Origin of the sequence: Exiguobacterium sp. SH1S1, assembly GCF_004337245.1 — a bacterium.
Taxonomy (GTDB): Bacteria; Bacillota; Bacilli; order Exiguobacteriales; family Exiguobacteriaceae; genus Exiguobacterium; species Exiguobacterium aurantiacum_A.
The window spans coordinates 162,930-176,287 of sequence record NZ_SJUZ01000005.1 but is presented as its reverse complement, the minus strand read 5'-3'; the positions used below and the strand labels follow the sequence as shown (position 1 = coordinate 176,287).

Genomic DNA, 13,358 nt, shown 5'->3' with positions numbered 1-13,358 from the left:
TTCAAATCTGCTATCATTATAACAAAACCCATACAAAGGATGGATGAAACATGGCAAAAGACAATTCTTTTGATATCGTGTCAGAAATGAACCTCGAAGAAGTGAAAAACGCGATCCAAATCGCCGAAAAAGAAATTTTGAACCGTTACGACTTTAAAGGGTCGAAGAGTGAGATGTCACTCGATAACGGTGACCTTGTCCTCGTCTCAGATGACGATTACAAACTCGAACAGTTAAAAGACGTCATGATCTCGAAGTTGATCAAGCGCGGTGTGCCGACGAAAAACCTCGACTATCAAAAAATCGAACGCGCACTCGGCGGTACCGTCCGTCAACGTGTCAAGTTGAAGAGCGGAATCGACAAAGACGATGCCAAGAAGATCAACAACGCCATCAAAGAGTCGAAGTTGAAAGTGAAATCGCAAATTCAAGACGATCAAATTCGTGTGACGGCCAAGTCACGGGATGACCTACAAGCGGTCATGCAACTCGTCCGTGAGCTCGAGTTATCGGTCGATGCCCAGTTCACGAACTACCGATGAAACTCGCCATCATCAGTGACCCGCACGGTTCGTTTGATGATTTGAAAGCCGTCCTCAAGGCGGTCAGGCGCGAGACCGAGCACATCCTCTGCCTCGGCGACTTGTACGAGTGCCATATCGGCAAAAAACGGCGCAACGAACGGTTTCATGACGTCTCTGACGTCATGACGTTTGACGAGCAGTACGAGGCGCTCTTGACGTTCCCGAGCCTGCGCGGCAACCAAGAAGAACGGATTGACGAAGTGCTCATCGTGTCGCACCCTGTCAAGACCCGCATCTCATTATTGCCTGAACAGACGACACTCGATGAGGCGCTGTTCTTACATGGTCACCAAATCGAGTGGAGCGCCGACTGGGAGCCGATCGTCGAAAAAGGCAAGTACCCGCTCGTCTTCATCGGGCATAGTCATATTCCGGGCATCTACCGGAAAGGCCGCTCGATTCCCTGGGAAATCGGGACACCGTTCAAGTTGAAGAAGAAGCGCTACGTCATCAACGTCGGCGCCGTCATCTTCGACCGAGAATGGTGTCTGTATGATACGAAGACGCGAACAGTCACGCGGATGAAGGCGTGACACAACAAAAGGGACCTTTCGCAGGTCCCTTTTGTCGTATTTACATTTCTTCTGGAGCTTGGACACCGATTAAACGGAGTCCTTCCGTCAAGACGATCGTCACGGCTTTGACGAGCGCGAGACGCGATTGTTTGCCCGCATCTTCTTCAAGCACACGGACGTGGCCGTAATACTTGTTGAACGATTGCGCCAAGTCGAGGACATAACGGCTGATGATCGACGGCTCACGGCGCTCATGGGCACGCGTGATGACGTGTGGGAACGCGTTGAGCATCGTCACGACGCCCCACGTGTGGTCGTCGTCCGCACCTGCGAACGTCGCACCGTCGTAGTTGCCTTTACGGAGGAGCGAGTTCGCCCGTGCGTTCGTGTACTGCACGTAAGGTCCCGTCTCCCCTTCGAACTTGAGCATGCTGTCGAGGTCGAACTCGATGTTGTTGATGCGCTCATTCTTCAAATCGTGGAAGATGACGGCGCCGACGCCGACCATACGAGCCACGTTCTCTGCGTTTGGAAGCTCAGGGTTCTTCTGTTCGATGTTCGCTTGCGCTTTCTCGATCGCTTCTTTCAATACTTCTTCAAGTAGGACGATGCGGCCTTTACGTGTCGACATCTTCTTCCCTTCTTGCAAGATCAAGCCGAACGGTACGTGGTGCATGCCGTCGACGAAGTCGTAACCGAGCTTGCGGAGTACCGAGAACAACTGTTTGAAGTGGAGCGCCTGCTCGCCACCGACGACGTAGTTCGCTTGGACGAAGTTGTACGTCTCATGACGATAGACGGCCGCAGCCAAATCACGTGTCGCGTAAAGCGTCGCGCCGTCTTTCTTTGTGATCAGGCAAGGTGGCAAGTTCTCGTCTTCAAGCGAGACGACCATCGCCCCTTCACTCTCGACGAGCAGGTTCTTCTCTTCGAGCATGGCGACGATCCGGTCCATCTTGTCGTTGTAGAACGCTTCACCGTGGAAGCTGTCAAACTCGACACCGAGGAGATCGTATACTTTTTGGAACTCTTTGAGCGACTCGTCACGGAACCACGTCCACAGTTCGGTCGCTTCAACGTTACCGTCCTCGAGCTTTTTGAACCAAGCACGGCCCTCGTCTTCAAGCTCAGGTTGGGTTTTCGCTTCTTCATGGAAGTGAACGTATAGCTTTAAGAGCTCAGCGATCGGATTTGCCCGGACCGCTTCTTCATCGCCCCACTTCTTATAAGCGACCATGAGTTTCCCGAATTGTGTACCCCAGTCACCGAGATGGTTGACACCGACGACGTTATAGCCGTTTTTGCGAGCGATCTGGTTGATGGCGTTACCGATGACCGTCGAGCGCAAGTGCCCCATCGAGAACGGTTTGGCGATGTTCGGTGATGAGAAGTCCGTGACAATCGTCTCGTTGCGTGTTGCATGCGTCGCGTAATCCGCTTGCTCGTCGAGAACCACGTTAATGATTTCCTGCGAGACGACGCCACGGCTCAAGAAGACGTTCACGTATGGACCGGCCGCTTCAACTTTTGTGAACAGTTCGTCGTTCAATTCACCGGCGATGTCAGTCGCAATCATGACCGGCGCTTTCCGGTACGCCTTGGCGAGTTGGAAGCATGGGAACGCGAGATCCCCGTGTGCCTCATGTTTTGGTTTTTCAATCAATGCCTCAATCTGGTCGAGCGTGAGTTCGTCACCGATGACACGTGACAGAGCCTCCGCATACTTGCGTTCATAACTCATGTAAATTTCCTCCTTCAAATCTAGTCATAAAAAAAACGCCCTTTGCACAGATGCAAAGAGACGGGTTGGCCCGCGGTACCACTCTTCTTGCCTGTTTTACACAGACCACTTTAACGGTGATAACGGGGGGCCCCCGGCTACGCCTACTCGCTTCGGATAGCATCTCAAAAGTGCGTTTCGCGATGTTTGTCAGCCTAGGCTCTCACCAATCCCTAGGTCGCTTTGTTGACTAAACGATCGTTACTCTCTTTTTCATCGACTTTCGTCTATGTGGTTGAAAAGCAACTTCATTATAGAGGATATTTGATGTAGACTCAATGCTAGAATTCAGCCATTATGATGAATAGGCAGGACTTGGGCGCAACCGTGCCGAATCTCCTACCATACATATGAGAAGACTTTTCCCACACAGGAGGGAACTATGAATCATTTTCGCAAAATGTCCGTCCTCGGTTGGAGCATTTGGAGTTTGATCGTTTTACTGACCATCACCTTGTTTACAACCGGTGTTCTTGATATTCCGGCGATCGAGCCGCTTCCGTTCATCTTGATCGCGCTGCTCGTCGTCATTTTCCAAATGGACTCGATTGAACGAAAAGGCATTTATTTCACGTTTTCAGAAAGTATCGTCCTCATCATCTTTTTATTCTTTGATTTTGAGACGGCGCTCCTCGTCAACCAAATCGGACTTCTCGTCTTTCAGTTCGCCAACCTAAAACCGCGCGTCGCGCTCCGCCGCTTTCGGTTCACTTATCCTTGGAACGCGATCACGTCATTTTTAGAAATCGCCATCCCGGCAAGTGTTTACTTGGCCCTCGGAGGTGAAACTGGTCTTGGCTTCTATTCGCAGGATTCGTTCGTTCCGCTCGTCGGTCTGATCATTGCCATAATTTTGAACACGGTCGTCCAGAAGTATCAAGTCGGCTGGTGGTTCCGCGTCGATATCCCGGTCCGTGATTTTTTGAGCATCGCGTTTTACACGTACATCGTCAGTTTGGTCTTCATCTTCGCCGCGTCGTTCTTCCGTGAGACGAACTTGCTCGTCGTCAGCAGCATCGCGGCCGCCCTCACGTTCTTTATTAAGCGGTTGATGATTCAAAAAGGGCGCCAAGACGCGTTCAAGTCATTGATCGAACAGTACGATGAAGCGAAAGAGGCCGTCTCCCTATCTCAAAGCGAGGCCCAGGCGATTGAAGTGTTCTTGAGTCAATGTGAGCGCCTCAACCAATATGATAAAGGGTTTGTCGAGTTCGTCCTGTTCGACCGAACGCTCTATTTCGATTTGTTGACGCGACAGCCGATCGACCGTCCACTCGTCTTCGACTTGATGGAAGCGCGCCATCCACACGCCAAGTCTGTCGATTATGAGATGCGCTTCGAATGGGACGCAGCGTTGTCAGATGCGTTTCATGACGATTACCACAGCTTCATCTCAGTCCAGTCAGAAGAGATTGACGGGATTCGCACACGTATCGTCATGATTGGTGAACACGTCTATGGCTATCCCCCCATCATTCAAAACGAGATGGTAAAACTGTTGAAATCGTTCAACCGAACGATCAGCCGATGCCACGAGCGCGACCGCCTATACACGGAAAGCCGCACCGATAGCTTGACGCTGCTCGCCAATGCGCGCGCATTCTACGAGTATGGGATTCAACAAATCTCGGACGGCTCGATGTACCCGATCTCGGTCGCGATGCTCGACATCGACTTCTTTAAAAAAATCAATGACACGCACGGTCACCAAGTCGGAGACAGCGTGCTCCAAGAGTTCGGGCGGCGAATCCGGCAAATGCTCCGGACCGATGACTTTGCGGCGCGTTACGGGGGCGAGGAGTTCATCTTGCTGCTCAATCATTGCGACGTCGACCAAGCCGTCGATATCGCCGAACGGATTCGGCAGAAAATTGAAGATAAGCCGTTCCGTGTCGATGGGGTCGATATTCCCGTGACCGCCTCGATCGGTGTCGATACGATTCAAGCGTTCGGCGACAAACGGCTTGACGATACGATCCGTAACGCTGACCGGGCCCTTTACGTCGGCGGCAAGTACGCCGGTCGTAACCGCGTCGCCCATTACAACTTTTTGACGACATGACTTCCCCCCGCGTCCACTGGCGCAGGGGGATTTCTGTTGACAACCCGCTTTGAAACAGGTACGTTAGGAAACGTGTCTAACAACTACATCATGACGACTTTTTATCAAGAGAGACGGAGGGACTGGCCCTTAGATGTCTCGGCAGCGGGTAACCTGTGCCAAATCCAGCGAGCGTTCTGCTCGAAAGATGAAAAGGGTGTCTCTTACAGAGAGAGCCTTTTTCGGAAGGCTCTTTTTTTCTATTCTTTGAAATGAGGTGAATCGATTGGAACAACCAACAGCTAACAAATGGGCGCTCTTGCCCTTGCTCGTCTTCCTCGTCTTCTTCATCGGGGCGGGTATTTATTATGGCGACTTTTACAAGTTCCCGGTGCTGATCGCGGCGTTGATCGCTTTAATTGTCGCTGCGATGATGACGAAAGGAAGCGTCACTCAGACCGTTGAGCGCATCGCCCAAGGTGCCGGTAATCCAGGCATCTTGATCATGATATTCATCTTCCTGCTCGCCGGTGCGTTCTCGAACGTCGCCGGTGCAATCGGTGCGATTGACGCGACGGTCAATGCGGCCTTGACGTTCCTGCCACCGTCACTCTTACTGAGCGGACTGTTCGTCATCGCCGCTTTCATCTCGATGGCAATGGGCACATCGACCGGTACGATTGCCGCGCTCGCCCCGATCGCGCTCGGCATCCATCAAGAGAGCGGGGTCAATATCGCAATCGCGGCCGCGGCCGTTGTCGGCGGGGCCATGTTCGGAGACAATTTGTCGTTCATCTCGGATACGACAATCGCCGCCGTCCGGACACAACGGACGAACATGCGCGACAAGTTCCGGACCAACTTTTGGATCGTGCTCCCGGCCGCAATCATCACGACCGTCCTGTTAGCCGTTCTCTCAAGCGGAGAGTCGACGATTGAAGTGGCCGCGTTCGAATGGTACAAGTTGATTCCGTATCTCGCCGTCATCGTCCTCGCCTTGACCGGACTGAACGTCATCCTCGTTTTGCTCGGCGGCATCGCGCTCGCTGGCATCATCGGGCTGATTGACGGAAGCTTGGCCGTCACGTCTTACGTCACGGCGATGGCCGACGGCATGATGGGCATGGCCGAGATCTCGCTCTTGACGTTATTCATGGGCGGACTCGTCGGACTCATCTCGCATAACGGTGGACTCACCTATTTACGAGACGCACTCACGTCACGGATTCAACGCCGGGCTGGTGCGGAATGGAGCATCGCCGGGCTCGTCAGTGCGACGAACGTCGCGACGGCGAACAATACGATCTCGATTCTCGTAGCAGGCCCGCTTGCCGCGAATATCGCCGATACGTATGACATCGAACGGAAAAAGTCAGCGAGCGTACTCGACATCTTCTCGTGCGGGGTACAAGGACTTCTGCCTTACGGGGCGCAGCTCCTCATCGCCGCCGAGTTGACGAACACGGCGTCCCCCGCCCTCGTCCCGTATATGTTCTATCCGTTCCTCCTGTTCATTTGCGGAGGCTTGGCGATCGTCTTCAACTTCCCACGTTTCAAAAAAACCAACTAAGCAAAAATCCTCGAAGGCGGTCGCCTTCGAGGATTTTTATGTTCTCGCTTCACGTTTACGTTTGAGCTCTTCGTTCCGTTTTTTGAAAGCGCGCCGTTTGAGAAGTTCTTCGAGACCCCGGCTGATCGCCCACAATACGAGCAAGAGCAAGCCGAGCATCGACAAGCGGAACGGGCTTTGGATGAACTCTTGCCACTGATCACCGATGACCGAGAAGATGACGACGACGAGCAGTTTCCCGAATCCGGCCGCCAATACGAACGTCCGGAGCGGCATTTGAATCAAGGCGAGTAAGTACGTGATCAAACTGACCGGGATGAACGGCAACGAATATAAGAATCCGAGCGAGATTGGACTCATATGGTTGATGCGATCGAGCCAATAGACACCCTGTTTATGTTTTTCGAGCCAACGCGTCATCGGTTTGCGGAACACGTATCGGACGGCGGCGAACACGAGGAGCGTCCCTGCCAAACTGCCGATCCACGATAAGAGCACACCGAGCCAGAAGCCATACGTAGCCGCGTTCGCCGAGATGATCAAGACGAGCGGGAGGAACGGGAAAATCGCTTCCAGGAACGGGGCCCCGAGTCCAGCCCAAGGACCTCCCGGCAGTCCTTGGAGCCATTCGATGATGTTCAATATATATTGTTGGAGTGATGTGAGCATCTCAGTTTCCACCTTCGGCTTTCGTTACTACCTTTTACCCGAATTCGTTCAAGAGGACGCATCCCCCTGCCCTCCTCAAAAAAAAATAAAAAGTATTTGCGAAATTTCACTGTGATATCTATCATATAATAATGGACTTGTGGTTGCAGGCAAGTTCATTCGTCGAACGACACAACCCAACGTTCGTTTTCCTGCAAAAAACTGAACACAGGGGAGCAATAACATGGAAACAAAACCAATGCGGGTCTTACTGTACTATAAGTACGTCAACATCGAGGACCCAGAAACACTGACACAACAACACCTCAAGTATTGTAAGGACCTCGGGATCAAAGGACGTATCTTGATTTCTTCCGAAGGAATCAACGGGACGTGCTCGGGCACTTGGGAACAAACCGAACAGTACATGAACGACTTGAAAGCCGATCCATACTTCAGCGACATCGAGTTCAAAATCGATGAAGTCGAAGAGCATGCTTTCAAGAAAATCTTTGTACGTCACAAACAAGAGCTCGTGACGTGGCGCTTTGATGGCGAGTTCGACGTGCCTAAACAACACGGTGCGTATCTCGAACCGGAAGAATGGAAAGAGATGATGAATCGCGATGATGTCGTCATCCTCGACGTTCGTAACAACTACGAGTACGATCTTGGTCACTTCAAAAATGCGATCAAAATCGACGTAGAGGCTTCTCGTTACATGCCAGACTGGCTCGAGGAGAACAAAGACCTCTACGAAGGGAAAACACTTCTCACGTACTGTACCGGAGGCGTCCGTTGCGAGAAATTTACCGCATATATGCGTGACCAAGGTCACGACAACATCTTCCATTTAAAAGGCGGCGTCGCCATGTACGGCAAGGACGAAGCGACGCAAGGTGAAAACTGGGACGGCGAGCTTTACGTCTTTGACGAGCGCATCAACGTCCCGGTCAACACGGTCAATCCGTCAGTCGTTTCAGCATGTATGCACTGCGGAACGAAGACGGTCCGTTACGTTAATTGTGCCAACCCGGTATGTAACGCCCAACACTTCTGTTGTGAAGAGTGTGAGCCGAAACAGATGCGTTCATGCTCGAAAGAGTGTCAGGAGCATCCACGCAACCGCTTTATCATCGAGAACATCGCGGAAAAACTTCAAGAGACTGAAGGCGTCGTCGGGTAACAAAAATCGACCGAATAGCGTCGCGGGCAAATGCCCGCGACGCTATTTTTGACAGAAACTTTACGTCTAGCGCGGCATGGAATCGGGTATAGTGTAGATACTATTGTCAGACAGGAAGTGACTGAATTGCTCTTTAACGAACCGTTACTCGCCGCAATACTGGCCTGGTTTATCGCCCAGGCGGCCAAACTTGTGACCGAACTCATTCGAACACGTGACTTTGAACTTGAAATTATGTTCGCCTCAGGCGGAATGCCAAGCTCCCACACCTCGACCGTCGTCGCGCTCGCGACCGCGATCGGCCGGGCTGAAGGCCTCGACTCAAGCATGTTCGCCCTCGCGCTCACGTTCGCGACGATCGTCATGTACGACGCGACCGGCGTCCGTCAAGCCGTTGGTTTCCAAGCCCGTCTATTGAACGACTATTTTAAAGGGATCAAGCACGACACGCCGATCTTGAACGAACTCGTCGGCCATACACCGTACCAAGTCATCGTCGGCGCATTGCTCGGCCTCGTCGTCGGACTATTTTTCCCAATGTAAACGATACACATGTCCAGGCATGTCGGTCCCCTCTCAAAAACTGTCCATCTTTTTGTGAACTTTCACAACAGAGACGGTATAGTGATAGAGAGGAGGAATCGACATGCCTTTTTTACAGAAATCATATGAATCACTCGACACGCTCGCCGAAGCGATCGGGCAAGCGATCCGCGCACCGATCACGATCGAAAATCGCCACCATCAGCTACTCGCCTATAGCACGCATCCCGACTCGACCGACCCGGCTAGGATTGCGACCATCATCGGCCGTCGCGTCCCGGAAGCCGTCATCGAGGATTTGTGGGAAAGCGGTATCCTGCAAGAGCTGATCGACCGAGACGAGCCTGTCGTCATCCCGGCCCGGATGGCCATCGGTCTAGGCGAGCGCGCCGCCGTCGTCATCAAGCAGCAAGAAGACGTGCTCGGCTACATTTGGAGCCTGGCCCGGACGACCCCTTTCTCCGAGCAGGAGCTCACCGTCTTGAAGGAAGGGGCAAGTATCGCCAAGAAACTGCTCATGACGATCGCCATGCACGAACGTCGCATCGATGCCGAACTCGAGCGTTTCTTTTTAGAAGTGCTCGCTTCGCCATACCTCGCTTCCGCACATCGGGAACGCTTGAACGAACTTGCCCCGATTGCCGTCGCGAGTCGCCTGACGATCATCGACTGCTTGCAGCCGATCACTCCGCAATTCGCTGAGCGGTTATTTTATGCGCTTGCGACACAAGAAGCGATCGAGGTCGTCCTCCACGCTATCGACGGCCAACAACTGCTCGTCTGGCATTATATGAAGTCCGAGCTGTCTGAAGAAGAGGGCGCCCTCCTCCAGTGGGCCGGTCGCTTCGAGACCCAGCTTCAAGACAAGTTCACTGACGCCGAACCTCGCCTCGGGATTAGCGGGCGTTTCTTCGAAAGCGATACGCTCTATGCCGCGACCGAGGAAGCAAGACGGGTCACATCGCTACGCCGGAAGTTCCCGTTCGAGCTCGCTAGTGCCCGGGCGTTCGAACAAATTGGCATCTATCAACTCGTCCCCGATTTGTCCAGACGAATCGGCCTGCGCCTCGAGACGCACCCGACGATCGAACGGTTGCAAGCGTATGACCAAGTCCACCGCACCGAACTCGTGACGACGCTTGAATGGTATTTCTATTTTGACGGGAACGTCAAACGAGTCGCCGCCCACCTCCATATCCATCCGAACACGGTCTTGTATCGGATTCGACGGATCGAAGAACTGACGAGCATCACCCAAGTCTCGCTCCCGGAACGGGCCGCTATTTATTTAGCGATCAAGGCCGGACAATATCGTCAAGACGACTGACCCCCACTTTGTGAAAAATCACAAAGTGGGGGTTGTCGCTTTTAGAATCCATGCTAAAGACAGCGATTTCACTTGGGTCTATACTAGAGGTGTGAACAAATTGTGTCAGCAGATAGAAAGGGGAATTACACATGAAAATCGGGGTACTGAAAGAGATTAAAAATAACGAAAACCGCGTCGCGTTGACGCCGATGGGTGCATCAGTCTTGACGGAACTCGGACACGAGGTGCTCGTCGAGACGGGAGCCGGCATCGGGAGCGGCTTCACGAATATGGAGTACATCGACGCTGGGGCAAGCATCGTCGATTCAGCACAGGACGTTTGGGGAGACGTTGAACTCGCCTTGAAAGTAAAAGAGCCACAGCCGTCAGAGTATCAATATTTCCGTTCAGACCTTACGCTCTTCACGTATTTACATTTAGCGGCCGAACCTGAACTCACGAAAGCGCTCGTCGATTCAGGCATGACCGCCATCGCCTACGAGACGGTCGAAGTCGACCGCACGCTTCCGCTGCTCACACCGATGAGCGAAGTCGCAGGACGGATGGCTGCTCAAATCGGGGCGCAAATTTTAGAAAAACCGCATGGCGGCAAAGGGATCCTCTTGTCAGGTCTTCCTGGAGTGCCTCGTGCGAACGTCACCGTCATCGGGGGCGGTGTCGTCGGGATGAACGCGGCCCGCATCGCGATTGGTCTCGGAGCCAACGTGACAATCATGGACATCAGCCCGGCTCGTCTCCGCCAAATCGACGACCAGTTCGGGAACACGATCAACACGCTCATCTCGAACCGCTATAATATCGCGAAGCAAGTCGCCGAAAGCGACCTCGTCATCGGTGCCGTCCTCATCCCGGGCGCGAAAGCACCTAAGCTCGTCACGAAAGAGATGGTGCAACAAATGTCACCGGGGTCCGTCATCGTTGATGTCGCCATCGACCAAGGTGGGATCTGTGAGACGATCGATCATATTACGACGCATGACGCACCGACGTACGAACGCTACGGTGTGCAGCACTATGCCGTCGCCAACATGCCAGGGGCGGTCCCGCGCACGTCGACGCTCGGTTTGACGAACGCGACGATGCCTTATATCGTCGAGTGCGCTCAAAAAGGAATCTTCCCGGCGCTTCGCGAAAATGCAGCGCTCCTCAAAGGGTTGAACGTCATCGACGGTACGGTCACATACGAAGCCGTCGCCCGTGACCTCGGCTACACGTTCGTACCGGCCTCTGAAGCCGTCACGAAGCAGCTCCACGCGTAATCGAACACATCCGAAATATGCGGACAGAAAGACGCCCGAACGGAAAATCCCGTTCGGGCGTCTTTCGTATGTTTATGCGTTTTCGACAGTGATATCCTCACCGATGATTTTCACCTCAGGTTCAAGTTCAATCTCAAACTTCTGTTTGACCGTCGCTTGGACGTGACGAATGAGCGAGATGTACTCAGTCGCTGTCGCCTGATTGATATTGACGATGAAGCCCGCGTGCTTGAGTGATACTTCCGCCCCGCCGATGCGCTTGCCTTGCAGTCCGCAATCTTGAATCAGTTTACCGGCAAAATAACCGGGCGGGCGCTTGAACACACTACCGCATGACGGATATTCGAGTGGCTGTTTCGATTCACGCTTATGCGTCAAATCGTCCATCACGTCTTTGATCGCTTCATAACCGAGCGGATCGAGTTCGAACGTCGCCTCTAGGACGATCAATCCTTCTTTTGAGACCCGGCTCGTTCGATAATCGAGGTCAAGCTCATCTTTCGAGAGCGTGAGCAGTTCGCCGTCTGGCGTCAAAACGACCGCACTCGCGATCACGTCTTTCGTCTCGCCGCCGTAGGCACCCGCGTTCATGTAGACGGCGCCTCCGACCGTTCCCGGAATACCGCATGCGAACTCCAGTCCAGACAGCTCTTCAGTGAGCGCTTGGCGCGACACGTCGATGATGGCCGCTCCTGCTTGGGCGATGATCCGGTTGCCGTCGCGGCGAATCGTGTTCAACTCGTTCAAGTTCAAGACGATGCCACGCAGGCCGCCGTCTCGAACGATCAAGTTGGACCCGAAACCGAGAATCATGAATGGTACGTTCTCGCGATGGGCGAGCTCAAGGACGGCTTGAACTTCTTCATACGTGTGTGGGGCCACGAAATAATCCGCTTTCCCGCCCAGTTTTGTATATGTGTGTGCTGACAGCGGCTCGTCTTGCTTGAAGCGCTCGGCCGGGATGATTGTGAGTAGTTGGTCTAAAAAGCTCATGCGTTGCCTCAATCCTTTACGGTCTATTTTATTAGTGCCGCAAGCGAAAAAGTTCGCCTCGGACACGTTGCTGAATGGTTTCAGTACGAAACACAGTATACAAATGTTTACCGAGAGTGACAAGCAACGTTTTCTTTACAATCTAGCAAATGGTTTACAACAATAATGATGTCGCGACGGCTACGACAATCGGGATTGTGAAATTATCCCAATCTCGATACGAAATCGCTTCTGTTAGCGTCGCTATGATAGAAATGATAAACCCATAAGTTACCACTTGCCACATCGGAATATCTTTCCACAAAAACAATAAAAAGAGTACCGCGTACGAACTTAAGAACATGGCCATGCTGCCTTGGAACGATCGCTTTTGCCCATACAGGTCATAGATCACCGTCCCGTATTTGCGTCCAATGAGGGCTGCTAAGCCGTCTCCCCATGCCAATACGAGCGAGCCCGCTAAAAAGGCGAGCGGTTCCGTCTCGAAAAAGAAGAACAAGATGACGAGGAGTGCGATCGGGTAATAGACGGTCCCGAGCGACTTCCGCTCGGTCTGATGGACCGGAGACGGGCTCTTATATAGAAGCCACGCGTTTGCGAACGTAAAGAAAACGAGCGGTATGGCGGCGATGTACCATGTGTCCATCAACCAGACGGCGAGCAATGACCAATGCCCGACCGCAATATGTACGCTCTTTCGAATTGTCTCATCCGTCCAGCCGAGGCGCTTGCCAATCTGTTCGAGACCGACGAGAAACACCAGGACAATGACGATGGACAGAATAGAACTGACCCATTCATTCATCCTTGGACCACCTTTATGTGCGATTTTTATACGTATTCATTATACCTTAATCAGGCCAGAACCTAGCTTCCTTTTCAAACATTTGGTAGAATGAGGTCAAATGA

The 13,358-nt window shown here is 52.8% G+C and carries 12 protein-coding genes, 1 riboswitch and 1 other annotated feature; of the genes, 8 read left to right on the top strand and 4 right to left on the bottom strand.

Annotation, left to right across the window (positions count from 1 at the left end):
* Positions 1–50: 50 nt before the first annotated feature.
* Positions 51–542 carry a YajQ family cyclic di-GMP-binding protein gene (locus EVJ23_RS10940; RefSeq protein WP_034780837.1) on the top strand — a complete coding sequence of 164 codons (492 nt, stop codon included), beginning with the start codon at positions 51–53 and terminating at the stop codon, positions 540–542.
* The gene (locus EVJ23_RS10935) at positions 539–1,117 is read left to right on the top strand and encodes a metallophosphoesterase family protein (protein WP_070329198.1); all 579 of its coding nucleotides are present in this window, start codon (positions 539–541) and stop codon (positions 1,115–1,117) included. The genes EVJ23_RS10940 and EVJ23_RS10935 overlap by 4 nt, the downstream gene beginning before the upstream one ends.
* 40 nt (positions 1,118–1,157) lie before the next feature.
* Here EVJ23_RS10935 and argS read toward each other — a convergent pair whose 3' ends face one another.
* The gene (gene argS / locus EVJ23_RS10930; RefSeq protein WP_131465991.1) at positions 1,158–2,840 is read right to left on the bottom strand and encodes an arginine--tRNA ligase; all 1,683 of its coding nucleotides are present in this window, start codon (positions 2,838–2,840) and stop codon (positions 1,158–1,160) included.
* A 53-nt stretch (positions 2,841–2,893) separates the two neighbouring features.
* Positions 2,894–3,105: a binding site (T-box leader), on the bottom strand.
* 156 nt (positions 3,106–3,261) lie between these two features.
* On the opposite strand from argS, the gene EVJ23_RS10925 reads away from it, so the two are divergent.
* Both EVJ23_RS10925 and EVJ23_RS10920 read left to right on the top strand, forming a co-directional pair.
* Positions 3,262–4,941, top strand: coding sequence for a GGDEF domain-containing protein (locus EVJ23_RS10925; protein ID WP_236633531.1), 1,680 nt, complete (start codon positions 3,262–3,264; stop codon positions 4,939–4,941).
* Positions 4,942–5,039: 98 nt separating this feature from the next.
* A riboswitch (SAM riboswitch) is annotated at positions 5,040–5,135 on the top strand.
* A gap of 71 nt (positions 5,136–5,206) precedes the next feature.
* A complete protein-coding gene (locus EVJ23_RS10920) occupies positions 5,207–6,490 on the top strand; it encodes a Na+/H+ antiporter NhaC family protein (RefSeq protein WP_131458566.1) in 1,284 nt (427 codons plus the stop codon).
* Positions 6,491–6,526: 36 nt separating this feature from the next.
* Here EVJ23_RS10920 and EVJ23_RS10915 read toward each other — a convergent pair whose 3' ends face one another.
* On the bottom strand, positions 6,527–7,159 hold the full coding sequence (locus EVJ23_RS10915; RefSeq protein WP_131441650.1) for a TVP38/TMEM64 family protein: 633 nt from the start codon (positions 7,157–7,159) through the stop codon (positions 6,527–6,529).
* 223 nt (positions 7,160–7,382) lie between these two features.
* Here EVJ23_RS10915 and trhO point away from each other — a divergent pair, with 223 nt between their 5' ends.
* The 4 genes from trhO to ald all read left to right on the top strand — a co-directional run bounded on the left by trhO (position 7,383) and on the right by ald (position 11,456).
* Entirely contained in the window at positions 7,383–8,324 is a 942-nt protein-coding gene (trhO, locus tag EVJ23_RS10910) for an oxygen-dependent tRNA uridine(34) hydroxylase TrhO (RefSeq protein WP_070329194.1), read from the top strand.
* Positions 8,325–8,441: 117 nt separating this feature from the next.
* Positions 8,442–8,867 carry a divergent PAP2 family protein gene (locus tag EVJ23_RS10905; protein WP_070329193.1) on the top strand — a complete coding sequence of 142 codons (426 nt, stop codon included), beginning with the start codon at positions 8,442–8,444 and terminating at the stop codon, positions 8,865–8,867.
* Positions 8,868–8,970: 103 nt separating this feature from the next.
* Positions 8,971–10,194, top strand: coding sequence for a PucR family transcriptional regulator (locus EVJ23_RS10900; RefSeq protein WP_131465989.1), 1,224 nt, complete (start codon positions 8,971–8,973; stop codon positions 10,192–10,194).
* A gap of 131 nt (positions 10,195–10,325) precedes the next feature.
* Positions 10,326–11,456, top strand: coding sequence for an alanine dehydrogenase (ald, locus tag EVJ23_RS10895; RefSeq protein WP_071398884.1), 1,131 nt, complete (start codon positions 10,326–10,328; stop codon positions 11,454–11,456).
* A 72-nt stretch (positions 11,457–11,528) separates the two neighbouring features.
* Here ald and murB read toward each other — a convergent pair whose 3' ends face one another.
* Positions 11,529–12,449, bottom strand: a complete 921-nt coding sequence (gene murB / locus EVJ23_RS10890) for a UDP-N-acetylmuramate dehydrogenase (protein ID WP_131465987.1) — start codon at positions 12,447–12,449, stop codon at positions 11,529–11,531.
* 154 nt (positions 12,450–12,603) lie between these two features.
* Positions 12,604–13,254 carry a diacylglycerol/polyprenol kinase family protein gene (locus EVJ23_RS10885; RefSeq protein ID WP_070329189.1) on the bottom strand — a complete coding sequence of 217 codons (651 nt, stop codon included), beginning with the start codon at positions 13,252–13,254 and terminating at the stop codon, positions 12,604–12,606.
* Positions 13,255–13,358 lie beyond the last annotated feature (104 nt).

What these genes read in the sequence shown, in the direction of transcription:
- EVJ23_RS10940 (WP_034780837.1), top strand. Translation starts at nt 51, where the DNA reads ATGGCAAAAGACAATTCTTTTGATATCGTGTCAGAAATGAACCTCGAA.
- EVJ23_RS10935 (WP_070329198.1), top strand. Translation starts at nt 539, where the DNA reads ATGAAACTCGCCATCATCAGTGACCCGCACGGTTCGTTTGATGATTTG.
- argS (WP_131465991.1), bottom strand. Translation starts at nt 2,840, where the DNA reads ATGAGTTATGAACGCAAGTATGCGGAGGCTCTGTCACGTGTCATCGGT.
- EVJ23_RS10925 (WP_236633531.1), top strand. Translation starts at nt 3,262, where the DNA reads ATGAATCATTTTCGCAAAATGTCCGTCCTCGGTTGGAGCATTTGGAGT.
- EVJ23_RS10915 (WP_131441650.1), bottom strand. Translation starts at nt 7,159, where the DNA reads ATGCTCACATCACTCCAACAATATATATTGAACATCATCGAATGGCTC.
- trhO (WP_070329194.1), top strand. Translation starts at nt 7,383, where the DNA reads ATGGAAACAAAACCAATGCGGGTCTTACTGTACTATAAGTACGTCAAC.
- EVJ23_RS10900 (WP_131465989.1), top strand. Translation starts at nt 8,971, where the DNA reads ATGCCTTTTTTACAGAAATCATATGAATCACTCGACACGCTCGCCGAA.
- ald (WP_071398884.1), top strand. Translation starts at nt 10,326, where the DNA reads ATGAAAATCGGGGTACTGAAAGAGATTAAAAATAACGAAAACCGCGTC.
- murB (WP_131465987.1), bottom strand. Translation starts at nt 12,449, where the DNA reads ATGAGCTTTTTAGACCAACTACTCACAATCATCCCGGCCGAGCGCTTC.
- EVJ23_RS10885 (WP_070329189.1), bottom strand. Translation starts at nt 13,254, where the DNA reads ATGAATGAATGGGTCAGTTCTATTCTGTCCATCGTCATTGTCCTGGTG.